Genomic DNA, 24,795 nt, shown 5'->3' with positions numbered 1-24,795 from the left:
TTTCGCGGGCAGCTAGAACAGCTCGCGAGCTAGCTCGCTCCTACAGGGCCAGGCATGAGCCCTAACGAAAGGTAAACCGGTCCTTGCCGCTGTTCTTGGACACGTACAGCGCCTTGTCAGCCTTGGCCAGCGCCTGGTTCAGGGTGTCATTGTCTTCGACCCGGGTCAGCCCGATGCTGACGGTCACGGGGTGTGCATGGGGGTCTTCACGCACTTGCCGGCATAACCTGTCCATCAGCGCCTCGACGTCACTGCGGCGCACCCCCGACAAATACACGGCAAATTCCTCACCGCCCATGCGCGCGTACTCGTGGTCAGCCAAAACCGACTGGATGCTGGCTGCGGTGCGCTTGAGTACCTCATCGCCAATGTCATGACCGTAATGGTCATTTACCTGCTTGAAGTTGTCGATGTCGATCATCGCCAGATAGTGGTCATACACCCGGGGCCGGCTCTGTAATGTGCTGGTGGCCCGGGTCATGAAGGCGCGGCGATTGGGAATCTCGGTCAGGGCGTCAATGTAGGCCTGGGTCACCAGCAGCCGGGTCATGGTGAAGTTGTACAGCTTGATTTTGCGCAGCTTGAAAAAGCTGTAGATGGTCAGGCTGCTGAGAAAAGCGAGGTAGCACAGGAGCAGGGTGCCCCGCAGATCCGTGACGGACTCTTGAGTCATCAGAAAAGGGTTGAGGGTCACCCAGGTGATTGCCACCACGGCGATAAATGCCCCGCGGCTCAGAGGCAATACCGACGCGCTATAGAGGGTGCTGGACGTGACAAGAATCAGCCAGATCGGCTGTGCATCGGTTGGCAGGCCGAAAATGATCAGGCGGATACCGAGCGTAATCACCAGTACAAACATCACATTGAGTATGTCGAAGTGCCGGGACTTGCGGACAAAGCCCAAAATGATGGTGAGCACCACCATGACGCTGAGAAAAACCATCGAAGCGCCGGTAAACCCCTGGCCACCCTTGATGCTGACAATCAGGTCGAACAACAGCCAGATGAAGATGCTTGCGATATAGGTCAGGCGGCAAAAATTGCGCAGTTTCTCGAAATCATGTTGGGCGAATTCAGCTTGCAGGGCGGGAGGGGCAGCTTGATTCGAGATTTCTTTTTCAATGGTCTTGAGCATTACAGGCCTTGATCGCGGTCAACCGAGGGAATTCGGGCCACCTGCGTGACAAAGGCAGGGGCCTTTGCATCCGGGCGATCAGGAACAATGAAAACCAGGTCGCCAGGACGTTGCACGGATAACCCTAGCAGGAAGTTCAGGGTAACAGTGCAATGCCTCCTGCCCGGCTGCGCATGCCGCTCAGCGGGCCTGGGCGAGCACCTCGCCGACACTGCGTCGACGGGCATAGTGCTCACTGGCCCGAATCAGTTCTTCAAGGTCTTCGGGTGTCACGTCAATAAACGCGTCCATCTGTTCCAGGGCTTTTTGCAAGTCTTCAGCCTTGATCCCCGGGTCACCGGCAACCTGCGGTGTGCTCGCTACCGGGCTCGGCTCGGCGGGTTTTTTCGGGTAGCGCACCCGCGTCAGATTGTTATAAACCAGCGCTGCCAGCAGCATGCACGCTGCGGCGAGCATCACGGGCGCGAGCAAGCCCCAGCCCAGGTTTGCGCTGTCCGGGTCGGCCAGTACCACCAGCAGGGCCAAAGCCCCGGCAGGCGGGTGCAGGCAGCGCAGCAGGCACATGACAATCAGGGCCAGGCCCACGGCTAGGCAAGCGCTGTCCAGGTTGCGGCCGAAAAAGTGCGCTACCGCCAATGACACCAGGGTTGCACAGCAGTAGCCGCCAATAATCGACCAGGGTTGCGCCAGTGCCCCTGAAGACACGGCAAACAACAAGACCGCACTGGCCCCCAGCGGGCCAATCAGGTGCATGGCGACCGGCAGGCCGAAAAACAGGCTGCAGACCCAGACACTCAAGAGTGTGCCAAGGGATACGCCAATGGCGGCGCGGCTCCATTCGGTGGGACGGGTATGGGTGGCCGCAGGCAATAGGCGGCTGATCCAGCGGGTTGGCATGGTGAGGGAAATCCGGTGTTGGCGACTCAAGAGATAAAAAAAGGGCTTAGCGGGTTTCCCGGCAAGCCCTTGAAAAGTCCCTTCATTTGGGGGAGGAACGGGCGCAGTGTGCAGCAGGTCGTTCCAGTCCGCAAATTCATAATAATGATGGTTAACTGCATTTATTTTGATGTTTAGAGCTGGGCGCTCTAGTCGTCAAACCCCACTTGCTCGTGAATTTCATCCACTTTCAGTTCCAGCCGGTAGGCCACGGCAATAAACAAGGCCTGGCACAGACACAAGGTTGCACTCAATGAGCGAAACGCAAACGAACTGCCCTCATTGACCAGCAACACGCTGTTGGCGCGCTTGGCCAGCGGTGACAGGTTGCTGTCGGTGATGATCAGGGTCTTGGCCTGATGCAGTTGCGCGATGCGCAGGCAATGCTGGGTTTCCTTGCCGTAGGGGGTAAAGCTGATGGCAATTACCAGGTCGTTGGCCCGTACGCTGCGCATTTGTTCGCGGTAACTGCCACCCAGCCCGGACACCAGATGAATGCGCTTGTTGGTGTGCTGCAGGTTGTACACCAGGTAGTCGGCCACGGCGAAGGAGCGCCGCACGCCCACCACGTAGATATTGTCGGCATTGACCACCAGATCCACGGCCTTGTCGAAGGATTGGTCATCGAGCTCCAGCCCCAGACGCTCTATGCCCGACAGGGTCGCATTGATGCATTCGCGGGCCAGGTCGCCGCCACTGGCTTTTTGCGACTTGTTGGCAATCATGCTGCGAATGCGCTGCTGATAGTTCTGCGCCGGCGTGGCCTTGTGGGTGTATGCCTCGCGAAACAGCGCCTGCATTTCACTGAAACCACTGAAACCGAAACGCTGTGAGAAGCGCACGATGGCTGAAGGGTGAACTTCGCACTCGCGGGCAATATCACTGATCCGGTCAACCATGATCCGGTCACTTTGCTGGCTCATGTAACTGGCAATACGCTTGAGCTGGCGCGGCAGGCTCTCGTACTCCTCGGTAATAAGCTGCAACAGGCGTTCGGCATTGATCGGTGGGCCGGCCTGTTCGCTCTCAGGCGTTTGCTCGATCGGGGCCGGCTGATCAGTGGAGGGCATAGGGAGTCCTTATGGATGGCTCTTCAGGGCATGGGGCAGTTTAGCCTGCAAAGTCTACAGGGTAGGTGCGCAAATAATCCTGACCTGGCGTTCAATGACCCGCTAGCTGAATCGCTACAGGGCCGAAAACTGATCACGTACGACCAATATGGAACAAAAATTCTACATTAAAAAATTATGGAATAAATATTGTTTTATGTGGGAGGACGTTTTAGTCTTCATCTCACAAAGAGCGCTCAGCCGTCGGGTGATGAGTGCAGGCTGATAAAAATAACAGGAGCCAGCATGGGACAGACTCGTTTTGCCACAGGGCGTGATTTGGATTTGATCTGCCTTGGACGCCTGGGCGTCGACCTTTATTCGCAGCAAGTCGGCGCGCGCCTGGAGGATGTCAGCAGCTTCGCCAAATACCTTGGCGGCTCATCGGCCAATATTGCGTTCGGCACCGCGCGTCTGGGCTTGCGCTCAGCCATGCTGAGCCGGGTGGGCGATGATCACATGGGCCGTTTTCTGACCGAGTCACTGGCTCGCGAAGGCTGCGACGTGAGTGCCGTCACCCTCGATCCCCAGCGCCTCACCGCACTGGTGCTGCTGGGTCTTAAAGACCGCGAAACCTTCCCGCTGGTGTTCTACCGCGAAAACTGCGCCGACATGGCGCTGCGTGCAGAAGACATCGATCCGGCGTTTATAGCGTCGAGCAAGGCACTGCTGATCACCGGCACTCACTTCTCCACCGAGGGGGTCTACCAGGCCAGCGTCCAGGCCCTTGAGTACGCCGAGCAGAACAACGTCAAACGGATTCTGGACATCGATTACCGTCCGGTGCTTTGGGGGCTGGCAGGCAAGGCCGATGGCGAAACCCGCTTTGTCGAAGACCGGAAAGTGACCGCGCACGTGCAATCGATCCTGCCGCGCTTCGACCTGATCGTGGGCACTGAAGAAGAATTCTTGATTGCCGGTGGCGGCACCGACTTGCTGGCTGCATTGCGCGCGGTGCGGGCAGTGACGGCGGCAACGCTGGTGGTCAAGCTGGGCTCCCAGGGATGCACGGTGATCCATGGCGACATTCCGGCCCGGCTTGAAGACGGTGCGGTTTATCCCGGCGTGCGGGTTGAGGTGCTTAACGTGCTGGGCGCCGGCGATGCCTTTATGTCCGGCTTCCTCAGCGGCTGGCTCAAAGATGCCAGCGATGAGCGTTGCAGCCAGCTGGCCAATGCCTGCGGCGGGCTGGTGGTGTCGCGGCATGCCTGCGCCCCGGCGATGCCGACGCCGGCCGAACTCGACTACCTGTTCAATAGCCCGGTGCCGATCACCCGTCCGGATCAGGATGTGGCTTTGCAGCGTTTGCATCAGGTCAGCGTGCCGCGCAAACAGTGGAAACAACTGTTTGTATTCGCCTTCGATCATCGCTGGCAACTGGTGGAAGTGGCCCAGCAGTATGGTCGCGATCACACCAGCATCTGCGCGCTCAAGCAGCTGTTTATCCGCGCTGTCGAGCGGGTTGAAACCGACCTGCGCCGCCAGGGTATCGACGCCGATGTCGGGTTGCTGGCCGACCAGCGTTTTGCCCAGGACTCACTCAATGCCGCCACCGGTCGCGGCTGGTGGATTGCCCGTCCGGTAGAGGTCCAGGGTTCACGGCCACTGGCTTTCGAACATGGCCGTTCGGTGGGCAGCAACCTGATCGGCTGGCCGCAGGAACACATCATCAAATGCCTGGTGCAGTTTCACCCCGACGACGAGCCGCTGCTGCGCCTGGAGCAGGAAGCGCAGATCAAGGGCCTGTACGAGGCGTCACTGGTCAGTGGCCATGAATTGCTGCTGGAAATCATTCCGCCCAAGGATCACCCCTCGACTTATCCCGATGTGCTGTACCGCGCATTGAAGCGCTTGTACAACCTGGGGATTTACCCGGCCTGGTGGAAAATCGAAGCCCAGACGGCACAGGTGTGGGAGCAGCTCGACGCCCTGATTCAAGAGCGCGACCCGTATTGCCGCGGCGTGGTACTGCTGGGCCTCAATGCCCCGGCGCAAGCACTGGCAGAAGGTTTCAGGCAGGCACGCCACAGCAGCACCTGCCGCGGGTTTGCCGTGGGCCGCACGATCTTCCAGGAACCGAGCCGCGCCTGGCTGGCGGGAGAGATCGATGATGAAACCTTGATTGAACGGGTACAGGGCACGTTTGTGCAGCTCATCGAATCCTGGCAAGCGGCCCGCCGCTGACCCCGACCCCCTGCATCTGCATCTGTAGGAGCGAGCTTGCTCGCGAGCTGTTGGCAATCTAAAAGCTCGCGAGCAAGCTCGCTCCTACAGGATCAGGTTCAAGTTCAAGTACAGCCGCAGGGTGCTGTTTAATTCAGAAAACAATAATAGGTGCAGCCATGCCCGCTATCCGTATTGGCATCAACCCGATTTCCTGGAGTAACGATGACTTGCCGTCATTGGGCGGTGAGACGCCATTGAGCACGGCGCTCAGTGAAGGCAAGCAAATCGGTTACGATGGCTTCGAACTCAACGGCAAATTCCCCAAGGACGCCAAGGGCGTCGGCGATGTGCTGCGACCCTACGATCTGGCATTGGTCTCGGGCTGGTATTCCAGCCGCCTGGCCCGGCACTCGGCCGCCGAGGAAATCGACGCAATCGCCAGCCATGTGCAGTTGCTGGCCGCAAACGGGGCCAAGGTGCTGGTCTATGGCGAAGTCGCCGACTCAATCCAGGGCCAGCGCATTCCATTGGTCGAGCGCCCGCGCTTTCACACTGAGCAGGCATGGCAAGCCTACGCCGACAAACTCAATGAACTGGCGCAGTTCACGTTGTCCCAGGGCGTGCGCCTGGCTTATCACCATCACATGGGCGCCTATGTTGAGTCGCCGTCGGACATCGACACCTTGATGAGCCTGACCGGCCCCGACGTTGGCCTGCTGTTCGACGCCGGCCATTGCTACATGGGCGGTGGCGAGCCGATCGAGGTGTTGCGCAAACATATTGACCGGGTCTGCCACGTGCACTTCAAGGATGTGCGCAAGGCTGTGGTGCAACTGGCGCGCAACAACCTGTGGAGTTTCCCCGACTGCATCATCAACGGCACCTTCACCGTACCCGGCGACGGCGACATTGATTTCGCAGCGTTGCTCGATGTACTGCTGGCTGCCGATTACCACGGCTGGCTGGTGGTAGAAGCCGAACAGGACCCGGCCGTGGCGCCGAGTTTTGCCTATGCGCAAAAGGGTTACCAAACCCTGCGCGCGCTGCTGGATGCGAGGACTGGACAATGAGCTTGCTGATCAAAGGTCAGGCCACGGGCAACACCCTGGTCGAACTGCCACAGGGTGCCCTGGAGTACGTGGGCTTTAGCGCTTATCGCCTGGCCCCCGGCGAGCAATTGCCGGTGAGCGCCGGCACTCAGGAACTGTGCCTGGTGCTGCTCAGCGGTCGGGTCACCATCAGTGGCGAAGAGCCGGGCAAGGGCGCTTTCAGCTGGGAGGATATTGGCGATCGCAACTCGGTATTCGAGGATAAATCGCCGTTTGCGGCCTACCTGCCACCGGGCAGTCAGGCCCGGGTGCTGGCCTTGAGCGACGTGCAAATTGCCGTCTGTGCCGCACCCGGTTCGGCCACTGCCGGGCTGGCTGCACGCCTGATCACGCCGCCCAGCATGAAACGCAGTGTGCGCGGCAAAGGCGCCAATACCCGCTACGTGTGCGACATCCTGCCCGACACCGAGCCGGCGCATTCGCTGCTGGTGGTCGAGGTGCGGACTCCGTCCGGGCACTCGTCCAGCTATCCGCCGCATAAACACGACACCGACGATTTGCCGCACCAGAGCTTTCTCGAAGAAACCTATTACCACCGCATCAACCCGCCCCAGGGCTTTGTGTTCCAGCGCGTGTATACCGATGACCGCAGCCTCGACCAGGCCATGGCGGTTGAGAACAGCGACCTGGTGGTGGTGCCCAAGGGTTACCACCCGGTCAGCGTGCCCTATGGCTATGAATCTTATTACCTCAATGTCATGGCCGGTCCCAAGCGCGTCTGGCAATTTCACAACGACCCGCAGCACAGCTGGCTGATGGATCTTTAACGCTTTCGGAGAACAATAATGAGCACTACCCCGGTTATCGGTCACTACCTCAACGGCCAGGTCCAGGACACAGGCGGTGAGCGTTTCAGCGACGTATTCAATCCAGCCACCGGCGCCGTCCAGGCACGGGTGGCACTGGCCAGCCAGCACACGGTAGACGAGGCCGTGGCGTCGGCACTCAAGGCGTTTCCTGCATGGTCCGAACAGTCGTCCTTGCGCCGTGCGCGGGTGATGTTCAAGTTCAAGCAACTGCTCGATGAACACCACGATGAACTGGCCGAAATTATCTGTCGCGAACACGGCAAGGTGTTTTCCGACGCCAAGGGCGAAGTGACCCGCGGCATCGAAATTGTTGAATATGCCTGCGGTGCGCCTGCACTGCTGAAAACCGATTTCAGCGACAACATCGGCGGTGGCATCGATAACTGGAACCTGCGCCAGCCCCTGGGCGTGTGCGCCGGGGTAACGCCGTTCAACTTCCCGGTCATGGTGCCACTGTGGATGATTCCGCTGGCGCTGGTGACCGGCAACTGCTTCATCCTCAAGCCTTCGGAGCGCGATCCTTCGGCCAGCCTGCTGATGGCCCGGCTGCTGACTGAAGCCGGTTTGCCGGATGGCGTATTCAACGTGGTGCAGGGCGACAAAAGCGCGGTTGACGGGCTGTTGCAGCACCCGGACATCGAAGCCATTTCGTTTGTCGGCTCCACCCCGATTGCCGAGTACATCTACCAGCAGGGCACTGCGCGGGGCAAGCGTGTACAGGCGTTGGGCGGGGCGAAAAACCACATGATCGTGATGCCCGATGCCGACCTCGACCAGGCGGCGGATGCATTGATCGGTGCCGCTTACGGCTCTGCGGGCGAGCGTTGCATGGCGATCTCGATTGCCGTGACCGTGGGCGATGTAGCCGACAAATTGATCGAAAAACTGCTGCCGCGCATCGACCGGCTCAAGGTCGGCAATGGCTTGCAGCCGGACAGCGAGATGGGGCCGCTGGTGACCGCAGAGCACAAGGCCAAGGTCATTGGTTTTATCGATCAGGGCGTGGCCCAGGGCGCGCAGTTGATCGTCGACGGTCGCGACCTGAAAGTGCCGGGCGCAGAGCAGGGCTTCTTTGTCGGCGCAACCTTGTTCGATAACGTCACCACTGAGATGAGCATCTATCAGCAAGAGATTTTCGGACCGGTGCTGGGCATTGTCCGGGTGGCGGATTTCGCCAGCGCCGTGGCGCTGATCAATGCCCATGAATTCGGCAACGGCGTGTCCTGCTTCACCAGCGACGGCGGTGTGGCCCGGGCCTTTGCCCGCACGATCAAGGTTGGCATGGTGGGCATCAACGTGCCGATTCCGGTGCCGATGGCCTGGCATTCATTTGGCGGCTGGAAGCGCTCATTGTTTGGTGATCATCACGCCTACGGCGAAGAAGGTATCCGCTTCTACAGCCGCTACAAAAGCGTGATGCAGCGTTGGCCGGACAGCATCGCCAAGGGCCCGGAATTCAGCATGCCGACGGCCAAATAAACAACCACCCCACCTGACCTGCAGGAGCGAGCTCTTCAAGATCAAAAGATCGCGAGCAAGCTCGCTCCTACAGTGGGCAGCAAGTAGTCGGGATATGTATTTATTCAAGGTGACAGCATGAGTACGACACGACTGACCATGGCCCAGGCCCTGGTGAAATTTCTCGATAACCAGTACGTCGAAGTCGATGGGGTCCAGAGCAAGTTTATCGCCGGTATCTTCACCATTTTTGGTCACGGCAACGTACTGGGGCTGGGCCAGGCGCTGGAGCAGGACAGCGGTGATCTGGTGGTGCATCAAGGTCGCAACGAGCAGGGCATGGCCCATGCGGCGATCGGGTTTGCCAAGCAGAACCTGCGGCGCAAGATTTACGCCTGCACCTCATCGGTAGGCCCGGGTGCCGCCAATATGCTCACTGCGGCGGCCACTGCCACCGCCAACCGGATCCCGCTGTTGCTGCTGCCGGGCGATGTCTATGCCAGCCGTCAGCCGGACCCGGTGCTGCAACAGATCGAGCAATTTCACGACCTGAGCATCAGCACCAACGACGCCTTCAAGGCAGTGAGTAAATACTGGGACCGCATCAACCGCCCCGAGCAGTTGATGAGCGCCGCCATCCAGGCCATGCGCGTGCTCACGGACCCGGCTGAAACCGGCGCGGTAACCCTGGCCCTGCCTCAGGATGTACAGGCCGAAGCCTACGATTACCCGGATTACTTCCTGCAAAAACGCGTACACCGCATCGATCGCCGGTTGCCGACCCCGGCGATGCTGGCTGACGCCCAGGCCATCGTGCAACGCAAGCGCAAGCCGCTGATCATTTGCGGTGGCGGGGTCAAGTACTCCGGCGCCAATGCCGCCTTGCAGGCTTTCGCCGAGCGCTTTGATATCCCGTTCGCTGAAACCCAGGCCGGCAAAAGCGCCATTGTCTCGGCGCACCCGCTGAACGTCGGCGGGATTGGCGAGACCGGCTGCCTGGCCGCCAACCTGCTGGCCCGGGATGCCGACCTGATCATCGGCATCGGCACCCGCTATACCGACTTCACCACCTCGTCGAAATCGTTGTTTCAGCACCCGGAAGTGGAGTTTCTCAACCTCAACATCAGCCCTTGCGATGCACTGAAACTTGATGGCGTGCAATTGCTGGCCGATGCCCGGGAGGCACTGCAAGCGCTGACCGGAATCCTCGAGCAACAGGGCTATCGCTCCAGCTGGGGCGATGCTCCCAGACTGGCCCGGGCGCAACTGGACGCAGAAGTCGACCGGGTTTATCAGGTCGATTATCAGCAGCCGGACTTCGCCCCCGAGATCACCGACCACCTTGACCCGGCGGTACTGCGCGAATTTATCGAGCTGACCGGATCATGCCTGACCCAGAGCCAGGTGCTGGGCGTACTCAACCACAGCCTGGCCGACGACGCGGTGATCGTGGCAGCGGCAGGCAGCCTGCCCGGTGACTTGCAACGGGCCTGGCGCAGCAAGGGGGTCAACACCTATCACCTTGAGTATGGCTACTCGTGCATGGGTTACGAAGTCAACGCAGCGCTCGGGGTCAAGCTCGCCGAGCCCGGGCGTGAGGTCTACGCGCTGGTAGGGGACGGCTCGTACATGATGCTGCACTCCGAGTTGCCGACGTCGATTCAGGAGCGGCGCAAGATCAACGTAGTGCTGTTCGACAACATGACTTTCGGCTGCATCAACAACTTGCAGATGGGCAACGGGATGGACAGCTTCGGCACCGAGTTCAGGTATCGCAATGATGAGACCGGCAAGCTCGACGGCGGCTTTGTACCGGTGGACTTCGCCATGAGCGCGGCCGCTTACGGTTGCAAGACCTACAAGGTCAGTACCCTTGAGCAGTTGCATGGGGCGCTGGCCGATGCGCGTTTGCAAACGGTATCGACCCTGATCGACATCAAGGTGCTGCCCAAAACCATGATTCACAGCTACCTGACATGGTGGCGGGTCGGCGTGGCGCAGGTGTCCACCAGCCCGCGCACCCATGCGGCAGCACAAAAACTCAACCTCGCACTTTCCAAAGCCCGGCAGTACTGATCGCAAACCTCTGATAAAAAATCCAACAGGAGCAGGCAAATGTCGTTGAACACTCAAGCATTGAAATTGGGCGTGATCGGTACCGGCGCCATCGGTCGAGACCACATCCGTCGTTGCAGCCAGACCTTGCTCAACAGCCAGGTGGTGGCCGTCACCGATATCGATTTGCAGCAAGCCGCCCGGGTGGTTGCTGATCTCGGGCTGACCGCCGAGGTGTATCCGGACGGTCATGCACTGATCAATGCACCGGAAGTCGATGCGGTACTGGTGACATCGTGGGGGCCAAGCCACGAAGAGTTCGTGCTGGCAGCGATCAAGGCCGGCAAGCCGGTGTTTTGCGAAAAACCGCTGGCAGTGACGGCGGCCGGTTGCCGGGCCATCGTTGATGCTGAGGTGGCCCATGGCAAGCGTCTGGTGCAGGTCGGTTTCATGCGTCCGTATGACGAAGGCTACCGGGCACTCAAAGCGGTGATCGACAGTGGCCAGATCGGCGAGCCGTTGATGCTGCACTGTGCGCACCGCAACCCGACGGTGGGCGAGAACTACAAGACCGACATGGCGATTACCGACACCCTGATCCATGAACTGGACGTATTGCGCTGGTTGCTGGATGACGACTACGTGTCGGTGCAAGTGGTGTTCCCGCGCAAAACCAGCAAAGCCTTGGCCCATCTCAAAGATCCGCAAATCGTGCTGCTGGAAACGGTCAAGGGCACACGCATAGATGTTGAAGTGTTTGTGAACTGCCAATACGGCTATGACATTCAGTGTGAAGTGGTGGGCGAGACCGGGATTGCCAAACTGCCAGAGCCGTCGCAAGTGCAACTGCGCAGCGGCGCCAAACTGTCCAACGCCATTTTGATGGACTGGAAAGACCGTTTCATCGGCGCCTACGACGTTGAGTTGCAAGCCTTTATCGACGCCGTGCGGGCCGGCCGGGTAGGTGGCCCGTCGGCATGGGACGGTTTTGCCGCAGCGGTGGCAGCGGATGCCTGCATCGAAGCGCAGCAAAGCGGGGCGATAGTCAAAGTCCAGCTGCCTGAGCGCCCACAGTTTTACGGCCCGGACGCCAAATAAACAACACACCAAAAAACCTGTAGGAACGCCCGGGCAAACGCCGGTTTGACCACGATGTTCAGCCAGTCGGACCGAAGGTTACAGACACCCATTACCCTGTAGGAGCGAGCTTGCTCGCGAGCTCTTCAAGATCAAAAGCTCGCGAGGCAAGCTCGCTCCTACAGAATTCGGGAACGTCCGGGCAAACGCGGGTTTGACCACGATGTTCAGCCAGTCGGACCGAAAGTCACAAACACCAAATACCCTGTAGGAGCGAGCTTGCTCGCGAGCTCTTCAAGATCAAAAGCTCGCGAGCAAGCTCGCTCCTACAGGAATCAGGTTCGCCCAAGCGAATGGAGGCTTTATGCGTATTGGACTCGTCGGTTTTGGCCATGGAGGCCGCTTTTTTCATGCTCCGTTGATTGCCAGTTTGCCCGGGGTCACTTTCGCCGGGGTGGTTACCCGTTCGCCCGAGCGTCGCCAGTTGCTGGCCAATGAATACCCCGGCGTACCGGCCTGGGACAGTCTCGGCCAATTGGTTGAAGCCGGGGTTGACCTGCTGGTGATTTCAACCCCGCTGCACGGTCGCCCGGAGCTGGTGATGCAGGCCATCGAGTTGGGCGTGCCGGTGGTCAGTGACAAGCCTTTCGCCGCCGACACTGCTCAGGCCGAACAATTAGTGGCCGCAGCTCAGCGCCAGAACGTGCTGTTGAGCGTGTATCAAAACCGGCGCTGGGATTCGGACTATCTGACCATCCGCAAGTTGCTGGATGCCGGAGCCCTGGGCCAGGTCAGCCGCTTTGAATCATTCGTCGAACGCTTTGCTCCCGACGCAGTGGGCGATGCCAGTGGTGGGGGCTGGCTCCGGGATCTGGGCAGCCACCTGGTTGACCAGGCGCTGCAGTTGTTCGGCCCGGTGCAGACGGTTTATGCCGAGCTTGCCGACAGCCCCGGGCATCCCGGTATCGACCACAGTTTCTTTATCGCGATGACCCACACCAATGGCGTGGTCTCCCATGTCGGTGGCAGTTGCCTGCAAAGCAGTCCGCGCCCCAGGTTCCGGGTTACCGGCACCCTCGGCTGCTATAGCGTTGAGGGCTTTGACGGGCAAGAGGCGGCAGTTCTGGCCGGGCTTTCGCCTAAAACCGAAGGCGAGCGCTGGGGCGCCGAAGAACATCGACGCTGGGGTTGGTTCGAGCAGGGGGCTGAACGTGAGCGGGTACCCACTGAGCATGGCCGCTGGCAGCAGTTCTATACGCAAATGATTGACGCGGTAAACCACCACGGGCCAGTGCCGGTGGATCCGCAGGATGCGTTGCAGGCTCTGCGGGTGCTGGACGCGGCGCGCCTGAGTGCTGAACGACAGCAGGTGATCCGGCTGGACCCGTGAAGTTTAAATAGAATTATTTTTTCATAAATTTCTAAATCGGGTTGATATAGAAATTATTTTCCAATAGAGTCAATCCCAGTTCAGCGAGACCTTGCCTCACCCGTCATTCAAGTACGTACCGCATCTATAAAACCAACAAGAATGTGGAGACTGCCCTAATGAAACACCGCCTACGTTTTGCTTCCCTTGCACTGTCGATGACGCTGGCCAGCGGCGCCGCCATGGCCGATGTAAAAATCGGTGTGAGCATGTCCCAGTTCGATGACACTTATCTGACTTACTTGCGTGAGTCGATGAACGAAAGAGCTAAAAGCAACCCCGAAGGCGTGCAGTTGCAGTTTGAGGATGCGCGCGCTGACGTGGTCAAGCAGCTGAGTCAGGTCGAAAACTTTATCAGCCAGAAAGTCGATGCCATTGTGGTTAACCCGGTGGACACTGCTGCGACCCGCAAAATCACCGAAGCAGCGGTCAAGGCCGGGATTCCGCTGGTCTATGTCAACCGCCGTCCTGATGACGAAAAGCTGCCCTTGGGCGTTGCCACCGTAGCTTCCAAAGACATGGAAGCCGGTCAGATGCAGATGGAATACCTGGCGAAGAAGATGGGCGGCAAGGGCGACATCGTCATCCTGTTGGGCGACCTGGCCAACAACGCCACCACCAACCGCACCAAAGGCGTGAAAGAGGTGCTGGCCAAGTACCCGGATATCAAGGTCGATCAAGAGCAGACCGGCATCTGGTTGCGTGACAAGGGCATGACCCTGACCAATGACTGGCTGACCCAGGGCCGCAAGTTTGATGCGGTGATTTCCAACAACGACGAGATGGCCATCGGTGCGGCAATGGCCTTGAAGCAAGCCGGCATCGAGCCCGGGACTGTGCTGATTGCCGGTGTCGATGGCACCCCCGACGGCGTGCGCGCGGTGGAGAAAGGCGAGCTGGCAGTCACGGTGTTCCAGGACGCCAAGGGCCAGGCTTACGGCTCCGTCGACACAGCCCTGAAAATGATCAACAAAGAACCGGTAGAGCAGGCGGTCTGGGTGCCTTTCCAGCTGATCACCAAAGACAATGCCAAGGATTTCAAGTAGTCGTCATCTCAATCCAATAACAACAATATGCGGCAGGGCTCACGCCTTGCCCGCTGTCTCGGACACTGCCCGAGGCATCTGAGGAGTACTGGCTATGCTCGCGTCAGCGACTGTTTCAAGCACCTCGACCATGGCGCCCGCGCCCGCGGCTATCGCTCAAGAGGTTCCATACCTGCTGGAAGTGATCAATGTCAGCAAGGGCTTCCCCGGTGTGGTGGCGCTTGATGACGTGCAACTGCGGGTTCGCCCCGGTTCGGTGCTGGCCCTGATGGGCGAAAACGGCGCCGGCAAGTCAACCCTGATGAAAATCATCGCCGGTATCTATCAACCCGATTCCGGTGAGCTGCGACTGCGGGGCAAGCCGGTGACCTTCTCCGGTCCGCTGGCTGCATTGCAGGCCGGGATCGCAATGATCCATCAGGAACTGAACCTGATGCCGCACATGAACATTGCGGAAAATATCTGGATCGGCCGCGAGCAGTTAAACGCGCTGCACATGATCGACCACCGCGAGATGTTCCGCTGCACCGCGCAACTGCTGGAGCGTCTGCGCATCAACCTCGACCCGCAGGAGCTGGTAGGCAACCTCAGTATCGCCGAGCGGCAGATGGTGGAGATTGCCAAGGCCGTGTCATACAACTCGGACATCCTGATCATGGATGAACCGACCTCGGCCATTACCGACAAGGAAGTCGCGCACCTGTTTTCGATCATTGCCGACCTCAAGTCCCAGGGCAAAGGCATCATCTATATCACCCATAAAATGAACGAGGTGTTCAGCATCGCCGACGAAGTGGCGGTGTTTCGAGACGGTGCCTATATCGGTCTGCAGCGGGCCGACAGCATGGACGGCGACAGCCTGATTTCGATGATGGTGGGGCGCGAGCTGAACCAGTTGTTCCCGGTGCGGGAAAACCCGCTGGGTGAATTGCTGCTGTCGGTGCGCAACCTGAGCCTGGACGGTGTGTTCAACGGGGTTTCGTTTGACTTGCACGCTGGCGAGATCATGGGCATTGCCGGTTTGATGGGGTCGGGGCGGACCAACATCGCCGAAACCATTTTCGGCATCACCCCCAGCAGTGGCGGTGAAATCCAGCTGGACGGGCTGCCCGTTCGTATCACCAGTCCCAACATGGCCATCGAGAAGGGCTTCGCCCTGTTGACTGAAGACCGCAAGCTGACCGGGCTTTTCCCCTGTCTGTCAGTGCTGGAAAACATGGAAATGGCGATCCTGCCGCATTACGCCGGCAACGGATTTATCCAGCAAAAAGCCCTGCGCGCACTGTGTGAAGACATGTGCAAAAAGCTGCGGGTCAAAACCCCTTCCCTTGAGCAATGCATCGACACCCTGTCCGGTGGCAATCAGCAAAAAGCCTTGCTGGCGCGCTGGCTGATGACCAACCCGCGGGTGCTGATTCTGGATGAGCCGACCCGGGGCATCGACGTCGGCGCCAAGGTCGAGATTTACCGGCTGATCTCCTTCCTGGCCAGTGAAGGCATGGCGGTGATCATGATTTCTTCGGAACTCCCCGAAGTGCTGGGCATGAGCGACCGGGTGATGGTCATGCACGAAGGTGAACTGATGGGCACCCTGGACCGCAGCGAGGCGACCCAGGAGCGAATCATGCAATTGGCGTCCGGTATCACCGCGATTCATTAACGACTTCAGTGCAGCGGCCCGACAGGGCCAGTGGCGCAGCAGAACAAGAGAGAAAACGTCCATGAACGCAATAACCGAAAACAAGCCTGCCGTGGCCCCGCCCAAAACCAAAAGCCGTCGTCGGTTCCCGACCGAGCTGAGCATCTTTCTGGTGCTGATCGGCATTGGTCTGGTGTTTGAAGTCTTTGGCTGGATCGTGCGTGACCAGAGCTTTTTGATGAACTCCCAGCGCCTGGTACTGATGATCCTGCAAGTATCGGTGATCGGTTTGCTGGCGATTGGTGTCACCCAGGTGATCATCACCACCGGTATCGATCTGTCATCGGGTTCAGTGCTGGCGCTGTCGGCGATGATCGCCGCCAGCCTGGCACAAACGTCCGATTTCACCCGCGCGGTATTCCCTTCGCTGACCGACCTGCCGGTGTGGATCCCGGTGCTGGCGGGGCTTGGCGTGGGGCTGCTGGCAGGCGCGATCAACGGCAGCATCATTGCGATTACCGGGATACCGCCCTTTATTGCGACCCTGGGCATGATGGTGTCGGCCCGCGGCCTGGCGCGTTACTACACCGAAGGCCAGCCGGTGAGCATGCTCTCGGATTCCTACACTGCCATCGGGCATGGCGCGATGCCGGTCATCATCTTTCTGGTGGTGGCGCTGATCTTCCACATTGCCCTGCGTTACACCAAATACGGCAAGTACACCTACGCCATCGGCGGCAACATGCAGGCGGCGCGTACTTCGGGGATCAACGTCAAGCGTCACTTGATCATCGTCTACAGCATCGCCGGGCTGCTGGCGGGGCTGGCCGGAGTCGTGGCTTCGGCACGGGCAGCCACCGGGCAGGCAGGCATGGGCATGTCCTATGAACTGGACGCGATTGCCGCGGCAGTGATTGGCGGCACCAGCCTGGCGGGCGGGGTAGGGCGCATTACCGGTACGGTGATTGGTGCATTGATCCTTGGGGTCATGGCCAGTGGTTTCACCTTTGTCGGGGTCGATGCCTACATCCAGGACATCATCAAGGGCCTGATCATTGTGGTGGCCGTAGTGATCGATCAATACCGCAACAAACGCAAACTCAAGCGCTAAGCCCACAACCTGTAGGAGCGAGCTTGCTCGCGAGCCTTTCCGGCGCAGCCCCGAAGAGCTCGCGAGCAAGCTCGCTCCTACGGTCAGGTCATATATTCGGCAGGCCAGGACCCAAAAGATGCGATTGCGGCTGTAAGCGCACAACCTGTAGGAGCGAGCTTGCCTCGCGAGCCTTTCCAACGCAGCCCCGAAGAGCTCGCGAGCAAGCTCGCTCCTACGGTCAGGTCATATATCCGGCAGGCCAAGACCCAGAAGATGCGATTGCGGCTGTAAGCGCACGACCTGTAGGAGCGAGCTTGCTCGCGAGCCTTTCCAACGCAGCCCCGAAGAGCTTGCGAGCAAGCTCGCTCCTACGGTCAGGTCATGTACCTGGCCCGTCCAATGAGGCTTAGTCCTGGCAGAAGCGGATGCGATTGCCGAACGGATCATGGACTTCCAGCACCTGGCCCCAGCCCTGTTGAACAATCTCGGGGCGTCCGTAGCCGTAGCGTTTGCCCTGCAATTCGTCCTGCAGCAACTGGATATTGTGCATCGGCACAAAGATCGTTGAACCGGGGCTCGCATCGCCGTGATGCTCGGAAAGATGCAACTGCAGACCGTTGCGGCTGATCCCCAGATACAGCGGCAAGTCAGCCTCAAACCGGTGTTCAAACTCGACACTGAAACCCAGAAAATCCAGATAAAACTCACGCGCCTTGGCTTCGTCAAACATCCTCAGGATCGGGATGGCCTTGTCGAAGGTAATCGCGGGCACAGGATCTTCACCGGGCAGCATTGCTGACGCCGTATTCCAGTCCTTGTAGCCCAGTTGGTGGGCCACGGTTTCCAGCGCCATGGCGTGTGTCATCGGTTGCTGGCGCAACTCATGCGAGGCACGCAGCCGCTTGGCCATCTGCTTGGCTTGTTCGATCGAAATCATGCTTGCTCTCCTGAGGTCGAGGTGTACGGTGCTCGCATTGCCAAACCTCGACTGTCAAAAGAAGCGGGAGGATTCGGGAAGAGAAGCAATACTTTCACCTTTCCTTACGGACGCGAGCGGCAGGCAGTATCAGCCTGCGCTGATAATACATAGCCCGTGCCGAGTGCGGAAGGTAAGCAATGTCGCCCATGACAAGTCAGCGTCGCACGTCAAGTTACTTGAGCGCGATCAGCAGGAATGCCTCATAAAGCAGCACAAGGAGTTAGCGCACGTGAGCACGGATATAGACAAAGACCCTTGCTTCGCCTATCAGGCGGTGTACCGCTATCTTGTCGGGTTGATCGAGGCAGCCAGCCCTGGGCGCGAGCATAAATTGCCGTCTCTGCGGCAATTGGCCTTGCGTCTGAATGTGTCGGTGTCGACTACCAAGTACGCCTATGCACTTCTCGAGGACGAGGGGCGCGTCCGGGCCAGACCCAAGTCCGGTTATTTCACCCGGGCGACACCGGCATCGTTATGGAATGCCAGCTCGCCCAACCTGCTTGACAGCGTGTATTCCAGCGCCCGCCAGCCGGGGATGCTGGCCCTGAGCAGTGATGCTCCGGCGATGCTGTTGTCGCTGGAAAACCCCTTGTTACTGATGGAGCGCGAACTGGCCCGTCACTACCCGCGCTCTCGGGCGCCGCTCTATCAGCCGTTAGGCGAGACGGAGTTGCGCATGGCGCTGGCTGCGCGCTACACCCGATCCAGAGACTGCACCTGGCAGGCCGGGCATGTGTTTATCGGCCCGGATCTGCGCGGTGTGCTGGAGTTGTCACTCGATGCCCTGGACCTTGGTGGCACGCTAGCTCTGGTGGAGTCGCCATGTTCGTGGACGATTCTGCGCCAGTTGCAGGCAGCGAAGATCCGCGTGATTGAAGTGCCCCTCGGCGTGGACGGGCGTTTTGATCTGCCAGCACTCGCTGAGCTGCTCGGGCGTGAGCCGGTACGCCTGGCAGTGTTGTCGTCGACGGTGAACATTCCCCAGGGCATGTTGATGCCGGCGCAGGATAAACAGCAGATCTGTCGCTGGCTGGCAGAGCGGGATATCTGGTTGTTCGAAAATGACACCTATGGCGAGTTCTGTTTTTCTGCCGCGCCAGCCCGCTATCGCGATTTCGCCGATCCGCAGAAATTGCTGGTGTTCTCTACCTTCGACAAGATCATTGGCCCGGAAGCACCCTATGGCTTTGTGTTGTGCCGCCAGCACGGGCCGCAACTGCATCGGCTGTTCCTGGAACGTGGGTTTCGCCTGTCGCCGATCCGTCAGAAAGCAATCGCCATGCTCTTGAACTCCAGGCGTATCGACCAGCATCTGATTCTGTTACGGACCATATTGCTGGAGCGTATGAAACGCATGAAGGTCCTGCTGCAGGTGCACTGCGCCGGGCAGTTGCAGGTGGTCGCCCCGCAAGGAGGCGCCACCTTCTGGCTCGAGGCCACGCGGGCGGTAGATATGCGCCGGGTGTTCGAGCGCTTGCTGGGCCAGGGTATCGTGATCGCCCCCGGAGAGATCTTCAGCCAGCAAGGGGCCTGCAAGCATCACTTGCGCTTGAGCTTCACCCTCGACTGGAGCAAGGATATTGTCCTGGCCCTGCAACAACTGGCACGAGCTATCGGCGAAGAGCGCTCGGTATAGTCAGAGCCCGTAGCAATGCCGCGCCTCAGGGAAACCTGCGTTACGCACGTCTTCGGCAAAACGCTCGCAAGCGTCTCGAATCACCGCGCCGACATCGGCGTATTGTTTAACGAAGCGCGGCAAATGCTCACCGCTCAGGCCCAGCAAGTCTTCGGTCACCAGGATCTGGCCGTCACAGGCCGGCGAAGCGCCAATCCCGATGGTGGGCATTTCCGAATCCAGAGTGATCTGCCGGGCTACGCCTTCGGCCACACCTTCGAGCAGCAGACTGAAAGCGCCTGCTTCGAGATTGGCCCGGGCATCTGCGGCTATCACGCCAGCGTTTTGCGCGCTCAGGCCCTGGGCCTTGAAGCCTCCCATCACGTTGACAAACTGCGGCATCAGCCCGACGTGGGCCATGACCGGGATGCCGCGGGCCACCAGGAATTCAACGGTACTCGCCAGGGTCTTGTTGGCTTCCAGCTTCACGGCATCGCAACCGGTGCGCGCCAGGACCTGAGCGCAATTGCGAAAGGCCTGTTCATGGGATTCCTGATAGCTGGCGAACGGCATGTCGGCGATCACACAGGCCAGGCGCGTGCTGTCGACCACAGCACGGGTATGACCGATGATTTCTTCAAGCTGCATGCTCAGGGTCGAGGCCCGGCCATAGCCGACCATTGCCGTTGAGTCACCGATCAGAATGAAATCGACAACAGGGTCGATCAACCTGGCGATAGAGCTGGAGTAGGCCGTCAGGGAGACGATTTTCTGCTGGCCTTTCATTGCAACCAGCTGTGGGACCGTCAATCGTTTGGTACGGATATGGGTGCTCATCAATATGCTCCTGTAGTAATCAAAACCGCTCAGGTCCGGAGTGGCCGATTATTGGTGAAACACAGGCGCGTTCAATGTACAGATCGGGCTTGAAAAGCAACCCAGATGCCTTCACTTGAGCCTCGCCGTTGAGCCATCAGGCCCGTCGGCCTTTAAGTAGAGCTCCCCGTTTTCATTGCGAAAAAGGGGAGCTTTGACTCATCCGGCGATGTACAGCCCGCCATTCACGTGCAGCACTTCACCGGTCATGAAACTTGAGCCGTTGCTACACAAAAAGGCGATCACCGAAGCGATTTCGCTCGGCTGGCCCAGGCGTTTGAGCGGTGTTTGTTCAACCGAGTCGCTGCCACGGGTTGCGATCAGGCTTTGGGTCATCGGGGTTTCGATGACACCCGGAGAAACAGCGTTGACCCGGGTCTCGGGCCCCAGTTCACGGGCCAGCGCGCGGGTCAGGCTCAGCAGGCCACCCTTGGACGAGCCATAGTGGGCGTTGGAGTAGGCACCCCGGTGCGCGGCAACCGAGGTCAGGTTGACGATCGCGCTGTTGGCGCGCAGTGCCGGGATAGCGCGACGGCACAGATAGAACACGCCGTCGAGGTTGATGCCCAGAGTCTGGCGCCATTGCTCGTCGGTCATCTCGCGAATCGGCTGTGACTGGTACAGACCGGCCGACGGCACCAGAAAATCAATCCCGCCAAAGCGCTCGACGGCCAGTTGTACGGCCCTGGCCGAGTCTTCAGGGTCGCCTGCGTTCATTCTCAAGGTGGCAACCCGGTCGCCGCTGACGTCGAGGGTCCGGGCGAAATCCGCCAGACCCTCGCCGTCCAGGTCGGTGAGCACCATAGAGGCGCCGTACTGGTAGAACAGTTTCGCCACTTCGCGGCCAATGCCACCGTTGGCCCCCGTCAGCAGCAAGACGCGGTTGTTGAAGTCGTACATGGTCAGTGTCTCCAAACGAGGATCAGGGCCGGGAGGCCCAAGGGCTCATGGGCCGAGAATGCGCGCAACTTGCTCTTGCTGCAGGTCCACACCGAGGAAGCGGCAGATCTGCACGATCTGTCCGTAAATCATGTGCTGCCCGGGGTGTACCCGGCAGCCGCGCAGGCGGGCTGCGGCCAGCAGGGCGGTATCGCCGTCGCGCACCACGGCCTCGCAAACCAGGGCCTCGGCACTCAAGGTGCTAGGGTCGAGGGGCAGGGCATCCTCGTCCCTGAGCCCCAGGGACGTGGCATTGATGATCACGTCGAAGCCCTGGGCATTGCCGTCGCTGATGCTCAGGTCGACTTCGGGGAACTGTTTTTTCAGGCGTTCCAGCAGCGCTTCGGCGCGGGCCGCAGAGCGGTTGTAGATCGCCAGCCGGGCGGGCTTCTGGCGAGCGATGGACCAGGCAATCGACTTGCCCGCACCGCCGGCACCCACCAGCAGTACGCGCTTGCCATAAACGCTGTGGCCTTGTTGATGCAAACCGGCAAGCAGGCCTTCGCCGTCAAAGTTGCCACCGGTCAGGCGTCCGCTTTCGGGGTCGATCCGTACGGCATTGACCGAGCCGATCTGGCGGGCGAGGTCGGTCAGCTCATCACAGTATTCAACGATGCTTTCCTTGTACGGAATGGTCACGACCAGGCCATGCAGGTTGGCGATACCGGCTACGCCGCTGAGCACTTTTTGCAGGTTTTGAGCCTTTACGTGCAGGGGGATGCAGGCCACGTCCAGGCCTTGGTTGGCTGCACTCTGGTTGATCACTTGCGGGGTTTTTACGTGGGCGATCGGATCAGCAACGATGCCGATCAGTTTTGTCTGGCCACTGATGTGCATGGAAACCTCTGGGTCAGGATGGACAACGGATATTGGCGGGCGTGCACAAGCCTTGCACATGATGCGCAGAGCCAGATAAGTGGTCAGCCGGTGAAATCGCGCACAAGGGTTGAATCATTGCCGCCAAGGGTGGCAGCGGTGCTCGGGAGGGACTCATGGGGAATAACCTGTCTGACATATTTTGTTGTTGTCTGACAGGATGGTAGAAGGCTTCGCTTTTCGGTGTCAAGGGCGCTGCAGGAGGTCAGTCCTGCAGGTACATGTCCATACGCTTGGCGGCATTGCGCAGATGGCGTTCGGCGGCTTCGCCGGCCAGATCCGGATTGCGCGCCTGGATGGCCTGGAAGATGGCCTGGTGCTCGTCCTGCACGTCCTGGATCAGCTCGTTATAGATTTGCGCGGTGTTGCTGCGGGCTTCACGGATCAGCCGCCGGACGCTGTGGTCCAGGTATTCGTTGAGGGATTTGAAATGCGGATTGTGGGTGGCCGCGACGATCGCCTGGTGGAAGGCGTAGTCCTCTTCATCGCCCAGTTGGTCATTGACCATGGCGTACTCCATGCCCACCAGCGCCTGGCGGATCTTCTTCAGGTCTTCGGGGGTATGGCGCAAGGCAGCCAGGCGTGTGGCGCCGACTTCGATGGTGATCAGGAACTCGAGGATATGCAGCAGTGAATCCTCTTCGCCCAGCGAGACCTCTTTCAAACGGAACGCATGGCGCTCCCCGCGCTTGGCGACGAACGCCCCCTTGCCTTGCTGGGTGGTGATCAGTTCTTCGAACTTGAGCTGCGACAACGCTTCGCGTACCACCGCCCGGCTTACCGAAAACTGCTCGCACAATTGCCGCTCGCTGGGCAATTGATCGCCGGTGGCCAGCCGTCCGGACTCGATCTCGGCACTCAGCCAGTTGACGATTTCCACGGGCAGGGGCTGGTTGGGTTGTACGTTTGCGCTTTTCATTGGTCAGTCCTCTGCCCGGAGGCAGCACGGGTACGGGCATCAAAGTGATGGATTGGTGATAGTGAATGATTGAACTGTGGTCTTACAAGTTTTAGAAAAAAATCACCCGCCTGGACCGTTTGTTTTAAAGGTCTACACGAGACTCATGAGCCAATAAAAGCATATTTCCTGTTCAGGGTGCTTTGACATCGGGGCAGCGTTGTCGTAATTTCCGCAAACTGGTCAGACATGTTGTTGATGATGTATTACCAGATCGTTAATAAAAATAAAAACGAGGCTTCCATGCACACCAAGACCACGCTGCGTCTGCTCACCCTCGGCACCACTCTGTGCGCCGGTATCGCCTGTGCTGATCCATTGAAAGTAGCGCTGGTCGAAACCCTGTCGGGGCCGTCAGCTGCCACCGGACAAATGTTCCGCGCCGCCACCCGCTTTCAGATCGAACGGCTTAACGCCGAAGGTGGCTGGAACGGCGAGCCGATCCAGTTGCTCGAATTCGACAGCCAGGGTACCCCGGCGGGCGCCTCCGAAAAGCTCAAGGCCGCCATCGGCAGCGGGGCGCAAATGATTGTTCAGGGCGCCTCGTCAGTCGCCGCCGGGCAGATCACTGAAGATGTACGCAAGTACAACCTGCGCAACAAAGGCAAGGAAGTGGTGTTCCTCAATGTTGGCGGTGAAGCCCTTGAGCTGACGGGCAGCAAATGTCACTTCTATCACTTCCGCTTCAACGGTAATGCGCCGATCCGGGTCAAGACTCTGGTTGCGGCGATGAAAGAGGCGGGCACCCTGGGCACCAGCGTCTACGCCATGAACCAGAACTACAGCTGGGGCCTGGACATGGAAAAAGCCATCTCCGATAACGCCGCAGCCGGTGGCTATCAATTGGTGGGCAAAAGCCTGCACGACACCCAGAAAGTTCAGGACTTTTCGCCCTATATCGCGCGCATCCAGGCTTCTGGTGCTGAAACGGTGCTGACCGGTAACTGGGGCAACGACCTGTTGTTGCTGATGAAGGCCAGCCGAGCCGCGGGCCTGAAACTGCGCTTTGGCACCGCCTTTCTCGACCAGCCGGGCAATCTGGCCAACGCCGGCGATGTCGCCCTGGGGCACTACGTTTCCCATCCGTTCAATATCGAGGCTGCGGGCGAGCAGGGCGAGCGCTTTGCCAGCGAGTACCAGGCCTCGACCGGGCACCTGCCGGCGTACATCGAGCCGCAAACCGTATTCGCCTTGCAGATGGTCGGCAATGTGCTGAAAAAACTCCCGGCCGAAGACGGCCGTCTCAATACCCGCACCTTCGCCCTGGCCCTGGAAAAGGCCGGCGACAGCAACCCTTTGGGTGACGTGCGCATGCGGGCCGAGGATCACCAGTTGTTGATGCCGTTCGTGGTGTCGGTGGTTTCGCGGGACGCCCGCTACAAAGTTGACGGCACCGACATGGGTTTCGTGCCGATCAAGTCGTTCACTGCCGATGAGGCTGCGGCGCCCGTGCAGGATGACTGCCGGATGCAACGGCCCGAGTGACGCCGC

At 59.6% G+C, this 24,795-nt stretch carries 20 protein-coding genes; 12 read left to right on the top strand and 8 right to left on the bottom strand.

Annotated features, from left to right (window positions below; genetic code table 11):
* Positions 1–61: 61 nt before the first annotated feature.
* From ACP7BO_RS11785 to ACP7BO_RS11775, 3 genes are all read right to left on the bottom strand, one after another.
* Positions 62–1,135, bottom strand: coding sequence for a GGDEF domain-containing protein (locus ACP7BO_RS11785; protein WP_426210530.1), 1,074 nt, complete (start codon positions 1,133–1,135; stop codon positions 62–64).
* Between the two features lie 180 nt (positions 1,136–1,315).
* Complete coding sequence (locus tag ACP7BO_RS11780) at positions 1,316–2,032, bottom strand: HPP family protein (protein WP_397456386.1); 717 nt, start codon at positions 2,030–2,032, stop codon at positions 1,316–1,318.
* A gap of 188 nt (positions 2,033–2,220) precedes the next feature.
* Positions 2,221–3,141, bottom strand: coding sequence for a MurR/RpiR family transcriptional regulator (locus tag ACP7BO_RS11775; RefSeq protein WP_060691586.1), 921 nt, complete (start codon positions 3,139–3,141; stop codon positions 2,221–2,223).
* Between the two features lie 285 nt (positions 3,142–3,426).
* On the opposite strand from ACP7BO_RS11775, the gene ACP7BO_RS11770 reads away from it, so the two are divergent.
* From ACP7BO_RS11770 to ACP7BO_RS11725, 10 genes are all read left to right on the top strand, one after another.
* Positions 3,427–5,364, top strand: coding sequence for a bifunctional 5-dehydro-2-deoxygluconokinase/5-dehydro-2-deoxyphosphogluconate aldolase (locus tag ACP7BO_RS11770; RefSeq protein WP_426210527.1), 1,938 nt, complete (start codon positions 3,427–3,429; stop codon positions 5,362–5,364).
* A gap of 158 nt (positions 5,365–5,522) precedes the next feature.
* Positions 5,523–6,416 (top strand): myo-inosose-2 dehydratase, encoded by an 894-nt coding sequence (gene iolE / locus ACP7BO_RS11765; protein ID WP_426210525.1) that lies wholly within the window; start codon positions 5,523–5,525, stop codon positions 6,414–6,416.
* A complete protein-coding gene (iolB, locus tag ACP7BO_RS11760) occupies positions 6,413–7,222 on the top strand; it encodes a 5-deoxy-glucuronate isomerase (protein WP_397456389.1) in 810 nt (269 codons plus the stop codon). Before iolE ends, iolB begins: the two co-directional genes overlap by 4 nt.
* A gap of 18 nt (positions 7,223–7,240) precedes the next feature.
* A complete protein-coding gene (locus ACP7BO_RS11755; protein ID WP_397456390.1) occupies positions 7,241–8,743 on the top strand; it encodes a CoA-acylating methylmalonate-semialdehyde dehydrogenase in 1,503 nt (500 codons plus the stop codon).
* A gap of 117 nt (positions 8,744–8,860) precedes the next feature.
* The gene (iolD, locus tag ACP7BO_RS11750; protein WP_426210523.1) at positions 8,861–10,798 is read left to right on the top strand and encodes a 3D-(3,5/4)-trihydroxycyclohexane-1,2-dione acylhydrolase (decyclizing); all 1,938 of its coding nucleotides are present in this window, start codon (positions 8,861–8,863) and stop codon (positions 10,796–10,798) included.
* Between the two features lie 39 nt (positions 10,799–10,837).
* Positions 10,838–11,875, top strand: coding sequence for a Gfo/Idh/MocA family protein (locus tag ACP7BO_RS11745; RefSeq protein WP_060691592.1), 1,038 nt, complete (start codon positions 10,838–10,840; stop codon positions 11,873–11,875).
* Between the two features lie 343 nt (positions 11,876–12,218).
* Positions 12,219–13,244: a Gfo/Idh/MocA family protein gene (locus tag ACP7BO_RS11740; protein ID WP_426210520.1), complete on the top strand. Its 1,026-nt coding sequence runs from the start codon at positions 12,219–12,221 to the stop codon at positions 13,242–13,244.
* A gap of 158 nt (positions 13,245–13,402) precedes the next feature.
* Positions 13,403–14,329, top strand: coding sequence for a sugar ABC transporter substrate-binding protein (locus ACP7BO_RS11735; protein ID WP_060691594.1), 927 nt, complete (start codon positions 13,403–13,405; stop codon positions 14,327–14,329).
* Between the two features lie 94 nt (positions 14,330–14,423).
* The gene (locus tag ACP7BO_RS11730; protein WP_426210518.1) at positions 14,424–15,989 is read left to right on the top strand and encodes a sugar ABC transporter ATP-binding protein; all 1,566 of its coding nucleotides are present in this window, start codon (positions 14,424–14,426) and stop codon (positions 15,987–15,989) included.
* Positions 15,990–16,050: 61 nt separating this feature from the next.
* A complete protein-coding gene (locus ACP7BO_RS11725; protein WP_003447631.1) occupies positions 16,051–17,079 on the top strand; it encodes an ABC transporter permease in 1,029 nt (342 codons plus the stop codon).
* A gap of 388 nt (positions 17,080–17,467) precedes the next feature.
* Here the strand turns inward: ACP7BO_RS11725 and ACP7BO_RS11720 are convergent, their stop codons facing one another.
* Positions 17,468–17,998 carry a glyoxalase superfamily protein gene (locus tag ACP7BO_RS11720; RefSeq protein ID WP_397456393.1) on the bottom strand — a complete coding sequence of 177 codons (531 nt, stop codon included), beginning with the start codon at positions 17,996–17,998 and terminating at the stop codon, positions 17,468–17,470.
* A gap of 283 nt (positions 17,999–18,281) precedes the next feature.
* Between ACP7BO_RS11720 and ACP7BO_RS11715 the strand changes: the two genes are divergently transcribed.
* Positions 18,282–19,676, top strand: coding sequence for a PLP-dependent aminotransferase family protein (locus tag ACP7BO_RS11715; RefSeq protein WP_426210933.1), 1,395 nt, complete (start codon positions 18,282–18,284; stop codon positions 19,674–19,676).
* Here the strand turns inward: ACP7BO_RS11715 and panB are convergent, their stop codons facing one another.
* From panB to ACP7BO_RS11695, 4 genes are all read right to left on the bottom strand, one after another.
* Positions 19,677–20,492 (bottom strand): 3-methyl-2-oxobutanoate hydroxymethyltransferase, encoded by an 816-nt coding sequence (gene panB / locus ACP7BO_RS11710; RefSeq protein WP_426210515.1) that lies wholly within the window; start codon positions 20,490–20,492, stop codon positions 19,677–19,679.
* Positions 20,493–20,690: 198 nt separating this feature from the next.
* Positions 20,691–21,431 (bottom strand): SDR family NAD(P)-dependent oxidoreductase, encoded by a 741-nt coding sequence (locus tag ACP7BO_RS11705; protein WP_426210513.1) that lies wholly within the window; start codon positions 21,429–21,431, stop codon positions 20,691–20,693.
* Positions 21,432–21,476: 45 nt separating this feature from the next.
* Positions 21,477–22,307, bottom strand: a complete 831-nt coding sequence (locus ACP7BO_RS11700; protein ID WP_426210511.1) for a shikimate dehydrogenase family protein — start codon at positions 22,305–22,307, stop codon at positions 21,477–21,479.
* 244 nt (positions 22,308–22,551) lie between these two features.
* Positions 22,552–23,265, bottom strand: a complete 714-nt coding sequence (locus ACP7BO_RS11695; protein ID WP_426210509.1) for a FadR/GntR family transcriptional regulator — start codon at positions 23,263–23,265, stop codon at positions 22,552–22,554.
* 282 nt (positions 23,266–23,547) lie between these two features.
* On the opposite strand from ACP7BO_RS11695, the gene ACP7BO_RS11690 reads away from it, so the two are divergent.
* Positions 23,548–24,789, top strand: a complete 1,242-nt coding sequence (locus ACP7BO_RS11690; RefSeq protein WP_426210507.1) for a branched-chain amino acid ABC transporter substrate-binding protein — start codon at positions 23,548–23,550, stop codon at positions 24,787–24,789.
* Positions 24,790–24,795: the final 6 nt, after the last annotated feature.

The sequence above is a fragment of the Pseudomonas sp. TWR2-1-1 genome, assembly GCF_049897045.1.
Taxonomy (GTDB): Bacteria; Pseudomonadota; Gammaproteobacteria; order Pseudomonadales; family Pseudomonadaceae; genus Aquipseudomonas; species Aquipseudomonas versuta.
The sequence above is the reverse complement of the archived record's forward strand: the minus strand, read 5'-3'. Positions and strand labels throughout refer to the sequence as shown.